This window comes from Aquipseudomonas guryensis (assembly GCF_014164785.1).
In the GTDB taxonomy this organism is placed as follows: Bacteria; Pseudomonadota; Gammaproteobacteria; order Pseudomonadales; family Pseudomonadaceae; genus Aquipseudomonas; species Aquipseudomonas guryensis.
Genome location: NZ_JACJFN010000003.1, coordinates 481,138 through 500,038, shown reverse-complemented (window position 1 = coordinate 500,038; position 18,901 = coordinate 481,138). Strand labels below are relative to the sequence as shown.

16 protein-coding genes are annotated in these 18,901 nt (G+C 63.0%); 13 read left to right on the top strand and 3 right to left on the bottom strand.

Going from position 1 to position 18,901, the window contains the following annotated elements; translation table 11 throughout:
• The first annotated feature begins 1 nt into the window (after position 1).
• Genes H3H45_RS13930 through H3H45_RS13905 form a run of 6 tightly spaced genes read left to right on the top strand, consistent with a single transcriptional unit; the run spans position 2 to position 5,856 of the window.
• A complete protein-coding gene (locus H3H45_RS13930) occupies positions 2-1,648 on the top strand; it encodes a methyl-accepting chemotaxis protein (RefSeq protein ID WP_182834337.1) in 1,647 nt (548 codons plus the stop codon).
• An 11-nt stretch (positions 1,649-1,659) separates the two neighbouring features.
• On the top strand, positions 1,660-2,196 hold the full coding sequence (locus H3H45_RS13925; RefSeq protein WP_182834336.1) for a chemotaxis protein CheW: 537 nt from the start codon (positions 1,660-1,662) through the stop codon (positions 2,194-2,196).
• Complete coding sequence (locus H3H45_RS13920) at positions 2,147-3,046, top strand: CheR family methyltransferase (RefSeq protein WP_235983697.1); 900 nt, start codon at positions 2,147-2,149, stop codon at positions 3,044-3,046. Before H3H45_RS13925 ends, H3H45_RS13920 begins: the two co-directional genes overlap by 50 nt.
• A complete protein-coding gene (locus H3H45_RS13915) occupies positions 3,043-3,546 on the top strand; it encodes a chemotaxis protein CheD (RefSeq protein WP_182834335.1) in 504 nt (167 codons plus the stop codon). Before H3H45_RS13920 ends, H3H45_RS13915 begins: the two co-directional genes overlap by 4 nt.
• Complete coding sequence (locus tag H3H45_RS13910; protein ID WP_182834334.1) at positions 3,546-4,610, top strand: protein-glutamate methylesterase/protein-glutamine glutaminase; 1,065 nt, start codon at positions 3,546-3,548, stop codon at positions 4,608-4,610. Before H3H45_RS13915 ends, H3H45_RS13910 begins: the two co-directional genes overlap by 1 nt.
• A gap of 13 nt (positions 4,611-4,623) precedes the next feature.
• Complete coding sequence (locus H3H45_RS13905) at positions 4,624-5,856, top strand: EAL domain-containing response regulator (RefSeq protein WP_182834333.1); 1,233 nt, start codon at positions 4,624-4,626, stop codon at positions 5,854-5,856.
• 140 nt (positions 5,857-5,996) lie between these two features.
• On the opposite strand, the gene H3H45_RS13900 is transcribed toward H3H45_RS13905, so the two are convergent.
• The 3 genes from H3H45_RS13900 to H3H45_RS13890 all read right to left on the bottom strand — a co-directional run bounded on the left by H3H45_RS13900 (position 5,997) and on the right by H3H45_RS13890 (position 11,514).
• Entirely contained in the window at positions 5,997-7,226 is a 1,230-nt protein-coding gene (locus H3H45_RS13900) for a DUF3422 domain-containing protein (RefSeq protein ID WP_182834332.1), read from the bottom strand.
• Between the two features lie 216 nt (positions 7,227-7,442).
• Positions 7,443-8,141, bottom strand: coding sequence for a response regulator (locus tag H3H45_RS13895; RefSeq protein ID WP_182834331.1), 699 nt, complete (start codon positions 8,139-8,141; stop codon positions 7,443-7,445).
• The gene (locus tag H3H45_RS13890; RefSeq protein WP_182834330.1) at positions 8,116-11,514 is read right to left on the bottom strand and encodes a response regulator; all 3,399 of its coding nucleotides are present in this window, start codon (positions 11,512-11,514) and stop codon (positions 8,116-8,118) included. The genes H3H45_RS13895 and H3H45_RS13890 overlap by 26 nt, the downstream gene beginning before the upstream one ends.
• A gap of 325 nt (positions 11,515-11,839) precedes the next feature.
• On the opposite strand from H3H45_RS13890, the gene urtA reads away from it, so the two are divergent.
• From urtA to H3H45_RS13855, 7 genes are all read left to right on the top strand, one after another.
• On the top strand, positions 11,840-13,072 hold the full coding sequence (gene urtA, locus H3H45_RS13885) for an urea ABC transporter substrate-binding protein (RefSeq protein WP_182834329.1): 1,233 nt from the start codon (positions 11,840-11,842) through the stop codon (positions 13,070-13,072).
• 101 nt (positions 13,073-13,173) lie between these two features.
• Positions 13,174-14,091 carry an urea ABC transporter permease subunit UrtB gene (gene urtB, locus H3H45_RS13880; protein ID WP_182834328.1) on the top strand — a complete coding sequence of 306 codons (918 nt, stop codon included), beginning with the start codon at positions 13,174-13,176 and terminating at the stop codon, positions 14,089-14,091.
• Positions 14,092-14,102: 11 nt separating this feature from the next.
• Entirely contained in the window at positions 14,103-15,275 is a 1,173-nt protein-coding gene (urtC, locus tag H3H45_RS13875) for an urea ABC transporter permease subunit UrtC (RefSeq protein ID WP_182834327.1), read from the top strand.
• Positions 15,272-16,033, top strand: coding sequence for an urea ABC transporter ATP-binding protein UrtD (urtD, locus tag H3H45_RS13870; RefSeq protein WP_182834326.1), 762 nt, complete (start codon positions 15,272-15,274; stop codon positions 16,031-16,033). The genes urtC and urtD overlap by 4 nt, the downstream gene beginning before the upstream one ends.
• A 123-nt stretch (positions 16,034-16,156) precedes the next feature.
• Positions 16,157-16,846 (top strand): urea ABC transporter ATP-binding subunit UrtE, encoded by a 690-nt coding sequence (urtE, locus tag H3H45_RS13865; RefSeq protein ID WP_182834325.1) that lies wholly within the window; start codon positions 16,157-16,159, stop codon positions 16,844-16,846.
• Between the two features lie 338 nt (positions 16,847-17,184).
• Positions 17,185-18,414 carry a formamidase gene (gene fmdA, locus H3H45_RS13860; protein WP_182834324.1) on the top strand — a complete coding sequence of 410 codons (1,230 nt, stop codon included), beginning with the start codon at positions 17,185-17,187 and terminating at the stop codon, positions 18,412-18,414.
• A gap of 133 nt (positions 18,415-18,547) precedes the next feature.
• A complete protein-coding gene (locus H3H45_RS13855; protein ID WP_182834323.1) occupies positions 18,548-18,895 on the top strand; it encodes an FmdB family zinc ribbon protein in 348 nt (115 codons plus the stop codon).
• The last annotated feature ends 6 nt before the right edge of the window (positions 18,896-18,901 follow it).

The following is an 18,901-nucleotide window of genomic DNA, read 5'->3' as shown; positions in this document are numbered from 1 at the left end:
AATGTTCGACAAAATGAAGGTGGCGACCCGTCTGCTCCTGCTGGCAGGGGTGCTGATCGCGTTTCTGCTGGCGATTGGCGCGCTCGGTGTATTCGGCATGCGCGAGTCCAATGCGGGTATGGAGACGGTCTACAACGACCGCGTCGTACCGCTCAAGGACCTCAAGCTGATCTCCGATCGCTATGCGGTGAATATCGTCGATACCTCGCACAAGGTGCGCATCGCCGCGCTCGGCTGGCAGGAAGGCCTGCGCAGCGTGCAGAAGGCCGAAGAGGATATTCGCCAGAGCTGGGGGCAATACACCTCTACGGCCATGGTCCCGGAAGAACAGGCCTTGGTCGATGAACTGAAACCCCTGCTCAAGGACGCCGATCAGGCGGTCAGCAAGCTGCTACGCATTCTCGAGAGCAGCGACCAGGTGGCGCTGGAGCAGTTCATCAGCGACGAGCTGTACCAGAAGATCGACCCGGTCTCCGATCGTTTCGGTCAGTTGGTGGATGTCCAGTTGCAGGTGGCCAAGCGTGAATACGACGCGGCCCATGACCGCTACAGTCTGGTCCTGGCGGTGGTCATCGGTTGCGTTATCGGCAGTCTGCTGCTGGCGGTCGTGCTCGGTGTGCTGATCACGCGCAGCCTGCTGCGTCAGCTGGGCGGCGAGCCGAGCCTGGCCGCAGAGAGCCTGCAACGGGTTGCCGCCGGCGACCTGACCCTGGATATCCAGCTGCGCAATGGCGACCAGGGCAGCATGCTGTTCAGCCTGCAGCAGATGGTCATGAAACTGCGCTCGATCATGGGCGATGTGCGCATGACCGCTGACTCCCTGGCTTCGGCCTCCGAACAGGTGGCCGCTTCGGCACAGGCCCTGAGCCAGAACGCTTCCGAACAGGCAGCCAACGTCGAGGAAACCAGTGCCTCGGTGGAGGAAATTGCCGCCACCGTGGCGCAGAACAGCGAGAACGCCAAGGTCACCGATGGCATGGCCAGCCAGTCGTCCAAGGATGCCGGGGAAGGTGGGGCGGCCGTGCGCGAGATGGTCAATGCCATGCGCCAGATCGCCGGCAAGATCGGCATCATTGACGATATCGCCTACCAGACCAACCTGTTGGCGCTGAACGCCGCCATCGAGGCCGCCCGTGCCGGCGACCACGGCAAGGGCTTCGCCGTGGTGGCCGCTGAAGTACGCAAGCTGGCCGAGCGCAGCCAGGTGGCCGCCCAGGAAATCGGCGCGGTAGCCGGGGACAGCGTGACCCTGGCCGAGCGTGCCGGGCAGCTGCTGGAGCAGATGGTGCCGTCGATCCGCAAGACCGCCGATCTGGTGCAGGAAATCGCCTCGGCCTCGCGTGAGCAGAATACCGGCCTGGAGCAGATCAACCTGGCGGTGACACAGCTGGCGCAAACCACCCAGGTCAACGCGTCGGCGTCCGAAGAACTGTCCTCGACCTCCGAGGAGATGAGCGGCCAGGCGGTGCAATTGCAGGAGATGATCCAGTTCTTCCAACTGTCCGAAGGGGCTGCGCGTAGCCAGGGGAGTAGTCCTGCCGCTACCGGCAAGTCCGCCGGCAGGAAGATGCAGCCCAAGCCGGTTGCTGCGGTCAGGCGTCACCTGCATGACGATCCGGTCGATGAAACGGCGTTCACCCGCTTCTAGGAGGCTGCGCAATGACTACTTTGCCAGCCCATCAGCAGGGCCGTCCGGCGGCCCTGGTAGAAGCGCCGCTGACCCAGCAATTCCTCACCCTGACGTTGGGCAGTGAGCTGTTTGCCCTGCCGATCGAACATATCCGCGAGATCATCGAGTTCGGCGGGCTGACCGAAATTCCCTTGATGCCGGCGTTCCTGCGCGGGGTGATCAACCTGCGCGGCGCGGTGGTGCCAGTGATCGACCTGGCGGTACGCTTCGGTCGCGAACCGACGGGCATTGCCAAACGCACCTGCATCGTCATCGTCGAGGTCGAGCAGGCGGAGTCGATGCAGCTGCTCGGCATCATCGTCGATGCGGTGAACGAAGTGCTGGCCGTGGAGGGCCATCAGCTGGAAAACCGTCCGGCCTTCGGCGCACGCATCCGTGCCGACTTCATCGCCGGCATCCTCAAGCAGAACGAGCAGTTCGTCATCGTGCTGGATATCCCCCAGGTGCTGTCGCTCGATGAGCTGGCCGACCTGGTCGGTAACCTCGATCATCAGGCGGCGGTGTGAGTACGTGATGGCCGATGGTGGTGTGGCGATGAAATCGGGGCTGGATATCGAGCTGAGCGAGCCCGAGTTTCGCCTGTTGCAGCAGCTGTTCTATGACCGTGTAGGTATCCAGCTGCCGCCGGTGAAAAAGCCGCTGATCTGTGGGCGCCTGTCCAAGCGCCTGGGCGCCTTGCGTATGCGCAGCTATCAGCAGTACTACCAGCATCTGATTTCGCCGGCAGGAGAGGCGGAGCTTGAGGTGGCGATCGATCTGATCACCACCCATGAAACCTATTTCTTTCGCGAACCCAAGCACTTCGACTTCCTGCAGCAGAAAATCCTGCCGGCGGTGGCGGCGCAGCCCGACTTCCGCGTGTGGAGCGCCGCCAGCTCCACCGGCGAGGAGGCCTACACCCTGGCCATGTTGCTCGACACCGGGCGCTCGCACCGGCCCTGGAACGTGGTGGCTACCGACATCAGCCAGCAGGTGCTGGCCAATGCCCGGCGTGGCCTGTATGTGATGGCGCGGGGCGAGAAGATTCCAGCGCACTATCTGAAACGCTACTGCCTGCGCGGGCGCGATCGCTATGAAGGCTATTTTCTGGTGGAGCCGGCCTTGCGGGAACGGGTCGAGTTCCGTCCGGGCAACCTGACCAAGTCGGCACCGGAGCTTGGGCAGTTCGATCTGATCCTGCTGCGCAATGTGCTGATCTACTTCGATCTGCCGACCAAGCAGTTGGTGCTGAATAACGTGGTCGAGCGCCTCAAGCCGGGTGGCTGGCTGATGGTCGGGCACTCCGAGGCGCTGCATGACAATCAGTTGCCCTTGGAGCTGGTCAGCTCGTCGATCTATCGCAAGGTCGCGAGATGAATCGCAAACGCTTTCTCAACCCCGGCGGCCTGTATTTCGGCAGTGGCGAGCTGTGGGTGGAAACCTTGCTGGGCCCCTGCGTTTCTATCGTTATGTGGTTCCCAGAAGTGCGCAAAGGCGGCATGTGTCACTTCCAGTTGCCGGGTAAACGCCAGGTGGTCGAGCACGCCCGCGACCTGGATGGCCGCTACGGCCGCGATGCCTGGATCTGGCTCAAGCAGCAGACGCGGGTGCATGCCCTGAACCTGAGTGCTGCCGAGATCAAGCTGTTCGGTGGCTCGCGCAGCTTGAACAATCCGGGTTCATCCATGCGTCAGGAGATCGGGGCACAGAACATCGAGTTTGTCGAAAGGCTGGTGGCGGAAACCGGGGTGCGGGTGGTCGGCCGCGACCTGGGTGGCGATGGCTATCGCTACCTGCGCTTCGATCTGGCCACCGGTGAAGTCTGGGTGCGCCGCGGCGGGGCGTTGAATATCAAGGCGCTCGAGGAAATGCAGTAATGACCATCAAGGTGATGATTGTCGATGACTCGGCGGTGATGCGCGAGGTGATGCAGCAGCTGCTGGCGCCGCACAAGGACATCGAAGTGGTCGGTGCGGCTATGGATCCGCTGCTGGCCATGCAGAAAATGCAGACCGTCTGGCCAGATGTGATCCTCCTCGATGTGGAAATGCCGCGCATGGATGGCATCACCTTCCTGCGCCAGATCATGTCGACCCGGCCGACGCCGGTGGTGATCTGTTCGACCCTGACCGAAAAGGGCGCCGATATCACCTTGCAGGCACTGTCCGCTGGGGCCGTGGAAGTCATCACCAAACCGACCATGGGCCTGCGCGACTTTCTCAAGGACAGTGCCCAGGAAATGCTCGCCGCCATTCGCACGGCGGCCAAGGCGCGTGTCAAACCCAGCTTGCCGACTACGCTGAAGAAGGAGGAAAAGCACAGCGCCGATGTGCTGGTCGACTTGCCGAGCAGTGCCGGCCTGCTGAATCAGCGCACCACCGAGAAGATCGTGCTGCTGGGGACCTCCACCGGTGGCACCCAGGCGCTGGAAGCGGTGCTGTGCGAGTTGCCGGTGAACAGTCCGGCCATCGCCATCGTCCAGCACATGCCGGAAAAATTTACCCGCAGCTTCGCCGAGCGCCTCGACTCGCTCTGTGCCATCGAGGTGCGCGAAGCCCAGGACGGTGACCGTCTGCTGCCGGGTCGGGCGCTGATCGCGCCGGGCGGCAAGCACATGCTGATCAAGCGCAGCGGCGCGCAATACATGGTCGAGGTCAAGGATGGGCCGTTGGTCAGTCGCCACCGCCCGTCAGTCGATGTGCTGTTCCGCTCTGCTGCGGTGCAGGCTGGCAAGAATGCTTTGGCGGTAATCATGACGGGCATGGGCGACGACGGCGCGCGGGGCCTGAAGGAGCTGCACGAGGTCGGCGCCCGGACCTTTGCCCAGGACGAGGAGAGTTGTGTGGTGTTTGGTATGCCCAAGGAAGCCATCAAGTTAGGAGGGGTGGATCAGATAATCGCGCTGGATGAGATACCCAGGGTAGTGATGAGCTGGCGATGAAGAGGCGATTGCAATGATTCCGAACAGATTGCCCCAGCACCTGCTGGTTATCGATGACAGTGAGCTGCAGCGTCAATTCATGGCCGAGCTGTGCAGCGACATGGGCATTCCCAATGTGTTGCAGGCCGTTGATGGTTTCGATGCGGTAGCTCAGCTGAAGACCAACCCACAGATCGAGGCGATCATCCTCGATCTGGAAATGCCCGGTATGGACGGTGTGGAGGTGCTCCACGAGCTGGCGCGGCTACAGCTCGATCCAGCCGTGATAGTGGCCAGCGCGCGGGAAAGCGTGTTGCTCAATGTGGTCGAAAGCATGGGCAAGAGCCTGGGCTTGCGCTTGCTGGGGGTGCTGCAGAAACCGGTGTTGTTCGAGCAGCTGGCATCCAGCCTGAGTCGTTTTTCGGTCGTGCAGCAGCGCGCGGAGCATAACGAGTCGCAGATGCCTGGGCCGCAGCTGGACGAGCAGGACATTCAGCGTGCCTTGCGCGAGAGCGAGTTTGTCGCCTACTTCCAGCCCAAGGTGAGTCTGCTCGATGGCCAGCTCAAGGGCGTCGAGGCGCTGATCCGCTGGCAGCATCCGCAGCACGGTTTGCTGGCGCCGGGACAGTTCATCGAGCTGATCGAGCGCAGTCCGTACATTTCCGAAGTGACCCTGCAGATGCTCGACATGTCCTTGCAGCATTGTCGGCGCTGGCATGACGCCGGCCTGCCGCTGAGCTTCTCGATCAACGTCTCGGCTCGCTCCCTGGCCGACTCCAAACTGGCCGATGCAATCATCGAGCGGGTCGCGGCCAGCGGCATCCCGACGCAGCACGTGATTCTGGAAATCACTGAGAGCGCCATCATGGTCGACCTCGGCATCACCCTGGGTACCCTGGCGCGCCTGCGCCTGAAAGGCTTCGGCCTGTCGGTGGACGACTACGGTACCGGCTTCTCCTGCATGCTGCAGTTGTCGCGCGTGCCCTGTTCGGAGTTGAAGGTGGATAGGGCTTTCGTCAATGGCGCGAGCCAGAGCCTGCACCTGCGCATCCTCCTGGAGAGCGCCCTGGATATTGCGCGCAAGCTCAACCTGCATGTGGTGGCCGAAGGCGTGGAAACCCGCGAGGACTGGCTGTTGTTGCGTAACCTCGGCTGCAGCGAGGCGCAAGGTTACTTCGTGGCCAAGCCGATGCCCGGTGATGCCCTGTTGCCCTGGTGGCGGGCCAACCGCGAACGCGTCCAGCTGCTGGGCATGGCCGTCGAGTAGAGCCTTCGGACGGCCAGGTGTGGCGGTCGGCGCGGCTTTAGCCGCGATGCGCTCAGGCTAGAGGGCATTGCGGCTAGGCAGGCAAGAGGGCGCCGATCGGTATTGTTCCCCCGCTGGATTTTTGCCGTCTGCTGGCGCTGTCAGTGTGCCCGGGCCTGGCGGATGCGCAGCATGATGGCGCACAGGGTCAGCAGCGCCAGCGGGCCCATGCCGAGCATCGCGGTTTTCGCTGGGATCTCCAGGCCGAGGCCGTGCAGGCCTTCATACAGCAGCTTGAACAGGCTCAGCAGGTAGTAGCTGATGGCGATGATCGAGAGGCCCTCGACCGCCTTCTGGATTCTGATCTGCGTATCGGCACGGGCGTTCAGGCTGCGCAAGATGGCCGAGTTCTGTTCCTCCACTTCCACCTGTACCCGTGCCTGCAGCAGGTCGCCGAGATTGGCCACGCTCTGCCCGAGGCGCACCAGGCGTTGGTCTGTGGCCGCGCAGTAGCGCACCGTCGGGCGGAAGCGCCGCTCGATGAATACGCCCAGGCGCTGGCAATCGTCGACATGGCTTTCGCGCAGTTCGGCAATGCGCTCGAAGACGATCTGCGCATAGGCTTCCGCGGCGCCAAAGCGCAGGCGGGTGAGGGCGGTGCTGCGGACGATGCGTGCCGACAGTTGGGCGATGGCAGCGGAAAGCACTTTGGCGCTGTCGTGGCCTTCGGCATTGCGATCAGACAGGTTGGCCAGCTCGCGGTCGTAGGCTTTCAACTGCTGGCTGACCTGCTGCGCCACCGGCAGGGTCAGCGAAGCCATCATGCGATAGGTCTCGATCTCCAGCAGGCGCCGGATCATGCGCCCCAGGCGGTAGGCATTGAGCCGGCGGTTGACCAGCAGCAGGCGGTTGATGCCGTGCTCGTCGAGGCGAAAGTCCGACCAGGCCGTGGCGTCGCCGCTGCCCAGATGGGAGCCGGCCGGGTCCTTGAAACCGTACTGGGTGGCGTCGCCGGCCCAGTCCCGCTCGGCTTCCACCAACACCTGCACGGCGCTGATCAGCGCGGGGCGATGGGCTTCGATCAGGCTGGCCAGATGCGCGGGAAGCGGTGGCCAGGCTTCGCCTTGGGGTGGACGTGGCACCACCAGGGTGAGGGTGAAGAATTCGCTGTGGCGTTCCCATTTGAGGGTGTCGTTGCCCAGGCGCAGCAGGCCCTGCACGCCGTTGCTCGGCAGCACTTCGCTGGCCAGTTGGCCGAGTTGTTCGATCAGTGCATCACAGGCCTGCTCGGCATCGACGAAGGCCAGGTGATAGACGTGCGACGGTTCGCGGAAATAGATCGAGGGGCGTGCGTGCAGTTCGTTGTGCAGGGTTTTGCGTAAAGGATGCATGGTGAAAGGGCGGGGCCAGAAAGGTAGGTTTCTGGGTGACGCGGCTAGGTGACCGTCTGGTCACATTGGTTTGGCGGGTGCTGTGCGTCGGGACGGAGGGTCGGTATGCCGGCGCAGGAGCCGGATTGATGTTCTTGTAGGAGCCAGCTTGCTGGCGATCTGGCAGCCTCCACGGGCCTGGATCGCCAGCAAGCTGGCTCCTACAGGTGCGGACCTTCACGCTCGCTCGGTCATGGCCGATAGCGCGACCGAGGTGGCGGCGGTGCGGGTTTCCACGCCTAGCTTCACGTACACGTGCTCCAGGTGTTTGTTCACCGTGCGCGGGCTGAGGCCGAGGATGTCCCCGATGTCGCGGTTGGTCTTGCCGCAGGCCACCCAGCGCAGCACTTCCACTTCGCGCTCGGTGAGCTGAAAACGCGCGGAGAGCGTGGCGTAGGCCGGCTCATCGTTGAGTGTTAGCGGCTGCACCTGGCTGGCGGCGCGCGCCGTTTGCAGGATGCGCGCGGTACGCAGGTGCGAGGCCACGCGGGCGAGGACTTCCTCGGTGTTGATCGGCTTGGTCACGTAGTCGATGCCGCCGGCCTCGAAGCCTTTGACCACGTGTTCGCTGTCGGTCAATGCAGTCATGAACAGCACCGGAATATCGGCAGTGGCGGCATCGGCCTTGATTCGTTGGCAGGTCTCGAAGCCGTCCAGCCCCGGCATCATCGCGTCGAGCAGAATCAGGTCCGGCCGCCGACGCTGGATGCGGCTCAGCGCGCTCAGGCCATCCAGCGCCACCAGCACCATATAGCCCACTTCATCGAGGGCATCGGAAAGCAGGGCCAGGTTGTCCGGGGTGTCGTCGACAATCAGGATCACCCCGCGCTCGGCTGCGCTGGAGGTTTTCTCAGATGGACTGGTCAGCACGTTCATGCTCGGCCTCCTTGAGTTGGCGGTTGAATTCGTCCAGGCGGTAGCTTTTCACCAGAGCCCGCAGAGGCGCGGTGAAGCTGCTGCTGGCGGGTGTCAGCCGATCAATGGCGTCGAGTTTCTCCTGAATGCCGCGGATGTACCCCATGGCCCCTAGCTCGCGCAGTGCATCCAGATCACTGGCGCTGGGCAGTACCAGGGCCGCAGGGGTCGGGGCAGCCAGTGGCGCGGTGCGCCGCAGCCAGTGCAAATCCAGTTGCTTCTGGATGCGTTCGAGCAGTTCCGGGGTGTGCACCGGCTTGGCCAGGTAGTCGTTGCAGTCGGCGCTTACGCTGCGCTCGCGGTCATCGGCAAAGGCGTTGGCGGAGATCACGATGATCGGCGCCTGACTCTGGGCGTTGCGGCGAATCAGCCGGCTGGTTTCCCAGCCATCCATCTGCGGCATCGACAGATCCATCAGGATCAGATCGGGGTGCAGCAAGGCAGCCTGACGAATCGCCTCCTGACCGCTGGCGGCCTGGGCGATGTTGAAACCCAGCGGTTCGAGCATGCCGGCCAATACGCGGCGATGTTCGATATGGTCATCCACCACCAGGATCAGCCGGCGCGGGCCCTGATAACCGATGATGTCGTGCTCCACATGCACCACGGCCTGCGGCACGCGCACCTCGGAGAGGAACAGCCGCACCTGGAAGCTGGTGCCCTGGTCCGGCACGCTTTTGACCGACAGTTCACCGCCCATCAAGGAGGTGAGCATGCGGGTGATGGTCAGGCCGAGGCCGACGCCGTTGTCCTGGCGCATCAGGTCGCCGCGCTCGAACGGCTGGAAGATCCGCTCGATCTGCTCCGGCTCGATGCCGATGCCGGTGTCGATGATCTCGAAGCTGGCGGTTTCGCGCAGGTAGCTGACGCGCAGACAGACTTCGCCGCTGTCGGTAAAGCGCACGGCGTTGCCGAGCAGGTTGATCAGAGTCTGCCGCACGCGTTTCTCGTCACCACGTACCACTGCCGGCATACGTCCGCTGGTTTCCAGGCGAAAGCGCAGGCCTTTTTCCTCGGCCTGCGGAGTGAACATGCGTTCGAGCTGGTGGATAAATTCGGGGAAGGGGATTTCCGTCAGCTCCAGGTTGAGCTTGCCGGCCTCGATCTTGGCTACATCGAGCAGCCCGTCAATCAGCGACAGCAGGTGCGAGCTGCTGCGAAAGATGGTGGCCAGGGCGTCCTGATGCTGCCCCGGCATGCCGGCGTCGCGCTGCAGAATCTGCGTGTAGCCGAGGATGCTGTTGAGCGGCGTGCGCAGCTCGTGGGACAGGCCGGTGACATAGCGACTCTTGGCCGCGTTGGCGGCTTCGCTGGCTTCCTTGGCTTTCTGCAGGGCCTCGTCGGTTTTGCGGTGCGCCTCGATTTCCTGCATCAGCAGTTGCGTCTGGCGGTCCGACTCTTCCTGGGCCACGCGGCGACTTTCGCGGGTCAGCACTACCCACCAGGCGAGAATCGCAGCAAACAGCGAGAGCGTCATAAAGGCTTTGAGGAAGGCCAGGTAGAGGGTGTCCTGCGCCTGCGGCGATTGCGCCACCAGCCCCTGGGACACCTGGCTATAAATCAGCGCCAAGGCGACGAACAGCAGCAGTACCAGCACCGTCAGCAGACCCAGATACTGGGCCAGGCGGCTGTGCAGGCGCGGGATCGAGACCTGCGGAAACAGCCAGTGGATAAAGTCGTCGAGCTGCTCGGACAGCCGTGCCCGGGGTTTGCAGGCATCGCCACAGCGCGCATCGAGCGAGCAGCACAGCGAACAAATGGGCGTGCTGTAGGCCGGGCAGAAGGCCATATCTTCACTCTCGAAGGCATTGCTGCACAGGCCGCACTGCGCGGTGGTGGTCACGCCGAGCGGGTAGAGCGACAGCGGGTCGCTGCTGCGCGCCAGGTAGTAGCGGCCGTTGGTCAGCCAGGCAATCAGCGGCGCCAGCAGCAGTGCCGAACCCAGCGCAACGATCGGCGAGGCGGCCTGGGCAAAGGCGCCGAACAAGCCGCCGTGGGCCAGCACCGAGAGCAGTGAGGCGATCAGCATGGCGCCCACCCCCACCGGGTTGATGTCGTAAAGGTGCGCGCGTTTGAATTCGATGTGCTTGGGCGACAGCCCCAGCGGCTTGTTGATCACCAGGTCGGCGACCACCGCGCCAATCCAGGCGATGGCGATATTGGCATACAGGCCGAGCACTTCCTCAATCGCCTGGAACACCCCTAGCTCCATCAGGATCAGGGCTATGGCCACGTTGAACACCAGCCACACCACGCGCCCCGGATGGCTGTGGGTGACGCGGGCAAAGAAGTTCGACCAGGCCAGCGAGCCGGCGTAGGCGTTGGTCAGGTTGATCTTCACCTGGCTGACGATGACGAACAGCACCATGGCCGCCAGCGCCCACTCCGGCGAGCTGAACACATAGTTGAACGCCACCAGATACATCTGCGTCGGCTCGGCGGCGCGCTCCATAGGGATTTCATGCTGCAGGGCGAGAAAGGCCAGGAAGGCCCCGGCGAGCATTTTCAGCGCACCGGGGATGATCCAGCCCGGCCCGGCCATCAGCAGGGAGGCCCACCAGCGGGTGCGATTGCGCCGGGTTTTTTCCGGCAAAAAGCGCAGGTAGTCGACCTGTTCGCCAATCTGCGTGACCAGTGCCAAGGCCACGGTACAGGCCGCGCCAAAGTGCAGCAGGTTGAAGGCGCCACCATCGCCCTCACGCCCGGCGAAGCTGGTCCAGTCGCTGAACGCCTCGGGGTTCTTGGCGATGACGAAGACGTAGGGCAAAAACAGCAGGAACAGCCACAGCGGCTGGCTCCACATCTGCAGTCGGTTGATCAGGGTGATGCCGTAGGCCACCAGGGGGATGACGATCACCGAACAGATGACATAGGCCAGCGCCAGCGGGATGTTGAAGTACAACTCCAGAGCCAGGGCCATGATCGCCGCCTCAAGGGCGAAGAACAGGAAGGTGAAGCTGGCGTAGATCAGCGAGGTGATGGTCGAGCCGATATAGCCGAAACCGGCGCCACGGGTCAGCAGGTCCATGTCCACGCCATAGCGCGCGGCGTAGTAGCTGATCGGCAGGCCGGTGAGGAAGATCACCAGGCTCACCGCGAGGATGGCCCACAGGGTGTTGGTAAAGCCGTAGCTCAGCGCCAGGGCGCCGCCGATGGCCTCCAGGGCGAGAAACGACACCGCGCTCAGGGCGGTGTTGGCGATGCGCAGCTCCGACCACTTGCGAAACGACTTGGGCGTGAAACGCAGGGCGTAGTCTTCCATGGTCTCGTCGGCGACCCAGCTGTTGTAGTCGCGGCGGATCTTGACGATGCGCTGGGTGCCGGTTGGTTGCACGAAGGACGCTCCTGGAACGACGTTAATACGCTTGTTTGAATCTGCAACATCCATGCCCCGACCGTAGGAGCCAGCTGGCTGGCGATCACGCGGCCAGATGCCATGCGGATCGCCAGCACGCTGGCTCCTACGGTAAGCGCGGGTAGGTGGATTGCGGGCGCGAGCTTGCACCAGCTTGGGGCGTTGGGCAGTACGTCAGATAACGTATGCCGTTACGTCAACCTGCGTATACCGCCCGCGTCGATGGCAAACGCATGCTGGTGGCGACCCGAACTGACAGCCGCAGGGCCTGCCAGGGAGGAAAACCACCCAGAGGAGCATGACCATGGATTCACCGACTCGCTTTCTCCCTCGTCGGCTAGCGTTGGGTGCTGCGGCACTCTCGCTGCTGGCGGCCACCGTGTTCGGCCAGATGGCCGTGGCGGCCGAGGTCAACACCACCGGTCTGGCCATCACTGACACCGAAGTCACTGTCGGTCAGCTGCACTCGGCCACCGGCACCATGGCCATTTCCGAAACCGGTTCGATCCAGGCCGAGCGCCTGTCCATCGAGCAGATCAACGCCAGCGGCGGCATCCTCGGCCGGCAGATCAAGATCATCCAGGAAGACGGCGCCTCCGACTGGCCAACCTTCGCGGAAAAAGCCAAGAAGCTGCTGGTTGGCGACAAGGTCGCCGCCGTGTTCGGCTGCTGGACTTCGGCCTCACGCAAAGCGGTGCTGCCGGTGTTCGAGAAGGAAAACGGCCTGCTCTACTACCCGACCTTCTATGAGGGCCTGGAGCAGTCGAAGAACGTCATCTACACCGGCCAGGAAGCCACCCAGCAGATCCTCGCCGGCCTCGACTGGATCGCCAAAGAGAAGGGCGCCAAGACCTTCTACCTGATTGGCTCGGACTACATCTGGCCGCGCACCTCGATGAAGATCGCGCGCAAGCACATCGAAAACGTGCTCGGCGGCAAGGTGGTGGGCGAGGAGTACTACCCGCTGGGCAACACCCAGTTCGGCTCGCTGATCAACAAGGTCAAGCTGAAGAAGCCTGACGTGGTCTTCACCGCCGTGGTCGGTGGCTCCAACGTGGCTTTCTACAAGCAGATGAAAGCCGCCGGCGTGACCAGCGCCAAGCAGAACCTGCTGACCCTGTCGGTGACCGAGGATGAGCTGCTGGGCATTGGCGGCGAGAACATGGAAGGTTTCTACGCCTCCATGAAGTACTTCCAGAGCCTCGACAACCCGAACAACACCGCCTTCGTTGAAGCCTTCAAGGCCAAGTACGGCAAGGATGCAGTGATCGGTGACGTGACCCAGGCCGCCTACCTCGGCCCCTGGCTGTGGAAAGCCGCCGTCGAGAAAGCCGGCAGCTTCGATGTCGACAAGGTCGCTGCTGCCTCCCCTGGCATCGAGCTGACCACCGCGCCGGAAGGCTACGTCAAGGTGCATGACAACCATCACCTGTGGAGCAAGACCCGCATCGGCCAGGTGCAGGCTGACGGCCAGTTCAAGGTGGTTTACGAGTCCGACCTGATCGAACCGAATCCTTTCCCCAAGGGCTACCAGTAAGCGCTGTCGACCACCTGTAGGAGCCAGCGTGCTGGCGATGAATGGATCGCCGGCACGCCGGCTCCTACGGGATTTTCTCTTCTCTTCTGGGGACCATCATCATGGAATGGCTATCGGAATTTGGTGCCATCGCGGCCATGCAGGGCTTCAACGGTTTGTCCGTGTTCTGCGTGCTGCTGCTGATGGCCCTGGGGCTGGCGATCATCTTCGGCCAGATGGGCGTGATCAACATGGCCCACGGTGAGTTTCTCACCATCGGCGCCTACACCACTTTTGTGGTTTCGGTGCTGACCGAGCAATACGCGCCGTTCTTCGGCCCGTACTACTTTTTTCTCGCCATCGTGCTGTCGTTTTTTATCGCCGGCGCGATTGGCTGGTTGGTGGAGTGGGCGATGATCAGCAAGCTCTACCAGCGCCCGCTGGATACCCTGCTGGCCACCTGGGGCCTGTCGCTGGTGATGCAGCAGGCCTTCCGCTCGATCTTCGGCGCCCGCGAAGTCAGCGCCACCCTGCCCGAGTGGCTGATGGGCTCGTGGAACCCCACCGAGGCCATCGACATCCCGCGCAACGGCCTGTTCGTCATGGGTCTGACGGTGCTGATCACCGGCATGATCTTCCTCATGCTCTACCGCTCGCGCTGGGGCTTGCAGGTGCGTGCCACGGTGCAGAACCGGGTGATGAGCCGGGCCGTGGGGATCAATACCAAGAAGGTCGACCGCATGACCTTTGCCCTCGGCTGCGGCGTGGCTGGGGTGGCGGGCGCGGCCTTTACCACCATCGGCTCGACCGGCCCGACCGCCGGATCCCTGTACATCGTCGACACCTTTCTGGTGGTGGTCTTCGGCGGCGCGTCGAGCCTGCTCGGCACCATCGCCTCGGCTTTTAGCATCGCCCAGGCGCAGTCGCTGATGGAGTTCTTCATGAGCGGTTCGATGGCCAAGGTGTTCACCCTGTCTGCGGTGATCCTGATTCTGATGATGCGCCCGCAGGGGCTGTTCTCCATCAAGGTGCGCAAGTAAGGAGCCGTCCTATGAACCCGACACTCGATAAGTTTCTCGGCGGCAAGCAGGGCGCGATTGGCCTGGCGGTGCTGGCCACATTGATCCTGGTGGTGTTCCCGCTGGCGCTGGATGCCTTTCGCCTAAACATGGTCGGCAAGTACCTGACCTACGCCTTCGTCGCCGTTGGCCTGGTGCTCTGCTGGGGCTACGGCGGCATTCTCAGCCTTGGCCAGGGCGTGTTCTTCGGCCTCGGCGGCTACTGCATGGCGATGTTCCTCAAGCTCGAAGCCAGCGACCCGGAAAGCACCAAGATCCAGTCCACCCCCGGCATTCCGGATTTCATGGACTGGAACCAGATCACCGAACTGCCGCTACTTTGGCAGCCGTTCCACAGCTTCGGCTTCACCCTGCTGGCGGTGATCGCGGTGCCGGTGATCCTGGCGCTGGTGATCGGTGTGGCGATGTTCAAACGCCGTGTCGGTGACGTGTACTTCTCCATCGTCACCCAGGCGATTGCGCTGATTCTCACCGTACTGATCATCGGCCAGCAGGGCCTGACCGGCGGGGTCAACGGCATCACCGACCTGAAAACCCTGATGGGCTGGGATATCCGCGACGACAGCTCGAAGATGATCCTCTACTTCATCAATGCCTTTCTGCTGTTCGGCTGCATCCTGATCGGCCGCTTCATCCTCGCCTCCAAGCTCGGCCGCCTGCTGATGGCCATGCGCGACAAAGAAGAGCGGGTGCGCTTCTCCGGCTACGACGTGGCCAGCTTCAAGATCTTCGTGTTCTGCGTAGCCGCCGCGTTTTCCGCCATCGGCGGGGCGATGTTCGCCTTGCAGGTGGGCTTCATGTCGCCGAGCTTCGTCGGCATCGTGCCGTCGATCGAGATGGTGATCTTTGCCGCCGTCGGCGGGCGCATGTCGTTGCTCGGCGCGGTGTATGGCGCCCTGCTGGTCAACTACGGCAAGACCTACTTTTCCGAAACCTTCCCCGAGCTGTGGCTGTACCTGATGGGCGGGCTGTTTATCGCCGTGGTCATGTACTTCCCCAACGGCCTGGCCGGGCTGTGGGAAAGCCACGGACGCAAATGGCTGGGCAAGCTCAGCCGCAAACCCGCGCCAAGCAAGGCTCCCGCCCCGACAGCGGAAACCCCGGCGGCCACTAGCCAACCCCGTGAACTGGAGACCACCCCATGAGCCAGCCAAGCGGATTTCAGATGCCCAAACCGGTGCTGGCCATCGAGGGCCTGAGCGTGTCGTTCGATGGTTTCAAGGCGGTGGACGACCTCAACCTGTATATCGACCGCAACGAAGTACGGGTGGTGATCGGCCCCAATGGCGCCGGCAAGACCACGGTACTGGACCTGATCTGCGGCAAGACCAAAGCCACCGCCGGCAGCATCCAGTTCGAGAACCGCGAGCTGACCAAGATGCGCGAGTTCGACATCGTCCGCGCCGGCGTCGGGCGCAAGTTCCAGAACCCGTCGATCTACGAAAACCTCACGGTGTTCGAGAACCTGGAAATGTCCTACCCCAAGGGCCGCAAGGTGTTCGGCGCACTGTTCTTCAAACGCACGGCCGAGGTGGTTGCGCGGGTCGAGGAGGTGGCCGCGGAAATCCTCCTGGCCGAGCAGCTGTATATGCAGGCCGACCTGCTTTCGCACGGGCAGAAACAGTGGCTGGAGATCGGCATGTTGCTGATGCAGGACCCGGCGCTGCTGATGCTCGACGAACCGGTGGCGGGCATGAGCGTCAATGAACGCCTGCAGACCGCCGAGCTGCTCAAACGCATCAGCCAGGGCCGCTCGGTGCTGGTGATCGAGCACGACATGGAGTTCGTCAAAAGCATCGCGCACAAGGTCACCGTGCTGCACCAAGGCAAGGTGCTGGCCGAAGGCAGCATGGAGGCGGTGCAGAGCAACCCGAAAGTCATCGAGGTGTACCTGGGGCATTGAGGGTACGTGTGCCCGATGCTTTGCGTAGGAGCCAGCTTGCTGGCGATCAGCAGACGGATAGAGCGTTGATCGCCAGCAAGCTGGCTCCTACAGGTTCATTTTTCGCCGTACAAGGAGTAATCCATGTTCCAGATCAGCAACCTCGCTTCCGGTTACGGCCAGAGCCAGATCCTCCATGACCTCAACCTCAACGTGGCCAAGCGCGAAATCGTTGCGGTGATGGGGCGCAACGGCATGGGCAAGACCACCCTGTTCAAGAGTCTGATGGGTGTGCTGCCGCAATGGGGCGGGCAGATCAGTGTGGATGGTCGCGACATCTCCAAACTGGAAACCCACCAGCGGGTCGAGAGCGGCATCGCCTACGTACCCCAGGGGCGGATGATCTTCCCCAGCATGAGCGTGCTGGAGAACATCCAGACCGGCTTGCCGGCCTCCGCCAAGGGTAAGGTGCCGGAAGACCTCTATGCGTTGTTCCCGGTGCTGTTTGACATGCGCTCGCGCAAGGGCGGCAACCTCTCTGGCGGCCAGCAGCAACAGTTGGCGATTGCCCGTGCGCTGGCTACCAACCCCAAGGTGCTGCTGCTTGATGAGCCAACCGAGGGCATTCAGCCCTCGATCATCAAGGACATCGCCCGCACCCTGAAGGAGATCCGCAACTTGCGCGATCTGACCATCGTGGTCTCCGAGCAGGTGCTGTCCTTCACCCTGGAAATCGCCGACCGTTTCCTGGTGATCGAGAAGGGCAAGTTCGTGGTCGAGGAAACCCGCGACAAGGTCGATGAGGCGACCATCAGTCGCTACCTGTCGGTGTGAGTGTTTCTCCCTCTCCCTAACCCTCTCCCGCAAGAGGGAGAGGGGACTGCTCGGTTGTGAGGGGCATGTCTGAGTGCGCTTTGCACCCCCTCTCCCATTTATGGGAGAGAGGCTGGGGGAGAGGGTCGGTTTCGCGTTTTACGGCTGGCGTGTTCTGCATGCGCCGGCCGTTTTTCCGTGTCTGCGATAAATGCCCGCAAGGCTTGCTGTGCCTGACTTTGCCGCATACGTCATCCGACGTATTTGCCGATTTCTCCGCCCGTTCAAGACTAGCTCCGTACCCCGGCGCCAAGGCGCCAAGCCCCCAAGCCCCCATCCATGGTCCTAGGAGCTTTGTCATGACCGAAACGCTGATCAAGGTCGACCTCAACCAGCCCGCCACCGAGAACGAGCAGATCCACAACCGCTGGCACCCGGATATTCCGATGGCCTGCTGGGTCAAGCCGGGTGACGATTTCATCCTCGAAACCTACGACTGGACCGCCGGCGCGATCAAGAACAACGACGACGCCAGCGATGTGCGCGACGTGGATCTTTCCACCGTGCATTACCTCTCCGGCCCGGTCGGCGTGCACGGTGCCGAGCCGGGTGACCTGCTGGTGGTCGACCTGCTCGATATCGGCGCCATGGCCGATTCGCAGTGGGGCTTCAACGGCTTCTTCTCGCGGCAGAACGGTGGTGGTTTTCTCACCGACCACTTTCCCATGGCGCAGAAAGCCATCTGGGACTTCAAGGGCATGTTCACCAGCAGCCGGCACATTCCGGGGGTGAACTTCGCCGGCCTGATTCACCCTGGCCTGATCGGCTGCCTGCCGGATCACAAGATGCTCGCCGACTGGAACAAGCGCGAGCAGGAACTGATCGACAGCGACCCGCACCGCGTACCGGCCCTGGCCAATCCGCCGATGGCGCCGACTGCGCACATGGGCAAGATGAAGGGCGAGGCCCGCGACCTGGCTGCGCTGACCGGTGCGCGCACCGTGCCACCGCGCGAGCATGGCGGCAACTGCGACATCAAGGACCTGTCGCGCGGCTCGAAGATATTCTTCCCGGTCTACGTCGCCGGCGCCGGCCTCTCGGTGGGTGACCTGCACTTCAGCCAGGGCGACGGCGAAATCACCTTCTGCGGCGCCATCGAAATGGCCGGCTGGGTGCACATGAAGGTCGAGCTGATCAAGGGCGGCATGGCCAAGTACGGGATCAAGAACCCGGTGTTCAAGCCGAGTCCGATCACCCCGCACTACAACAACTACCTGATCTTCGAAGGCATTTCGGTGGATGAGGCCGGCAAGCAGCACTATCTCGACGTCAACATCGCCTACAAGCAGGCCTGCCTGAACGCCATCAACTACCTGACCAAGTTCGGTTACTCGCCGGCCCAGGGTTATGCGCTGCTCGGGTCGGCGCCGGTGCAGGGGCATATCAGCGGCATCGTCGACGTGCCCAACGCCTGCGCCACGCTGTGGCTGCCGACCGATATCTTCGACTTCGACATTAACCCCAATGCCTCCGGCCCGATCAAGCACCTCGACGGCAGCATCGACCTGCCGATTGCGCCGGATAAGTGAGTTCCCTACCCGGGCGGGGATGGGGCTTTGGACGGCGTTCATTCCGGCCCGGGTGGCGAACACTCGGAACCAGTCACACCGCACTACCAGCTTGGCGGCCACGTGCCGCCGAGCCGCTGCCCAGGAGTCCGTTATGCCAATCTACGAATACGACTGTGCCGACTGTGGCGATTTCACCCGCTTGCGGCCGATGGCCGAGCGCGACCAGCCCTGCGATTGCCCATCCTGCGGCACGCTGAGTGGCCGGGTGATTCTTTCAGCACCGGGTCTGGCGACCATGCCCGGCAGCCAGCGCCGCGCCATCGCGGCCAACGAGCGCAGCGCCAACGCGCCACAGACGCTCGACGAATACAAACAGACGCGCAAGCACCCCAAGGGCTGCGGCTGCTGCACCCCGAACAAGCCGCTGGCGCCGACCAAGGCCAACCCGCATGCCATGAAAGGCAAACCGGCCGGCCGGCCGTGGATGATCAGTCACTGACGCGAC

Excerpts from the sequence above, each read along its gene's own strand:
- H3H45_RS13905 (WP_182834333.1), top strand. The coding sequence starts at position 4,624 with ATGATTCCGAACAGATTGCCCCAGCACCTGCTGGTTATCGATGACAGT.
- urtC (WP_182834327.1), top strand. The coding sequence starts at position 14,103 with ATGAACCCGACACTCGATAAGTTTCTCGGCGGCAAGCAGGGCGCGATT.
- urtD (WP_182834326.1), top strand. The coding sequence starts at position 15,272 with ATGAGCCAGCCAAGCGGATTTCAGATGCCCAAACCGGTGCTGGCCATC.
- H3H45_RS13855 (WP_182834323.1), top strand. The coding sequence starts at position 18,548 with ATGCCAATCTACGAATACGACTGTGCCGACTGTGGCGATTTCACCCGC.
- H3H45_RS13920 (WP_235983697.1), top strand. The coding sequence starts at position 2,147 with ATGAGCTGGCCGACCTGGTCGGTAACCTCGATCATCAGGCGGCGGTGT.
- urtE (WP_182834325.1), top strand. The coding sequence starts at position 16,157 with ATGTTCCAGATCAGCAACCTCGCTTCCGGTTACGGCCAGAGCCAGATC.
- H3H45_RS13910 (WP_182834334.1), top strand. The coding sequence starts at position 3,546 with ATGACCATCAAGGTGATGATTGTCGATGACTCGGCGGTGATGCGCGAG.
- H3H45_RS13925 (WP_182834336.1), top strand. The coding sequence starts at position 1,660 with ATGACTACTTTGCCAGCCCATCAGCAGGGCCGTCCGGCGGCCCTGGTA.
- urtB (WP_182834328.1), top strand. The coding sequence starts at position 13,174 with ATGGAATGGCTATCGGAATTTGGTGCCATCGCGGCCATGCAGGGCTTC.
- H3H45_RS13930 (WP_182834337.1), top strand. The coding sequence starts at position 2 with ATGTTCGACAAAATGAAGGTGGCGACCCGTCTGCTCCTGCTGGCAGGG.
- H3H45_RS13915 (WP_182834335.1), top strand. The coding sequence starts at position 3,043 with ATGAATCGCAAACGCTTTCTCAACCCCGGCGGCCTGTATTTCGGCAGT.
- urtA (WP_182834329.1), top strand. The coding sequence starts at position 11,840 with ATGGATTCACCGACTCGCTTTCTCCCTCGTCGGCTAGCGTTGGGTGCT.
- H3H45_RS13900 (WP_182834332.1), bottom strand. The coding sequence starts at position 7,226 with ATGCATCCTTTACGCAAAACCCTGCACAACGAACTGCACGCACGCCCC.
- fmdA (WP_182834324.1), top strand. The coding sequence starts at position 17,185 with ATGACCGAAACGCTGATCAAGGTCGACCTCAACCAGCCCGCCACCGAG.
- H3H45_RS13895 (WP_182834331.1), bottom strand. The coding sequence starts at position 8,141 with ATGAACGTGCTGACCAGTCCATCTGAGAAAACCTCCAGCGCAGCCGAG.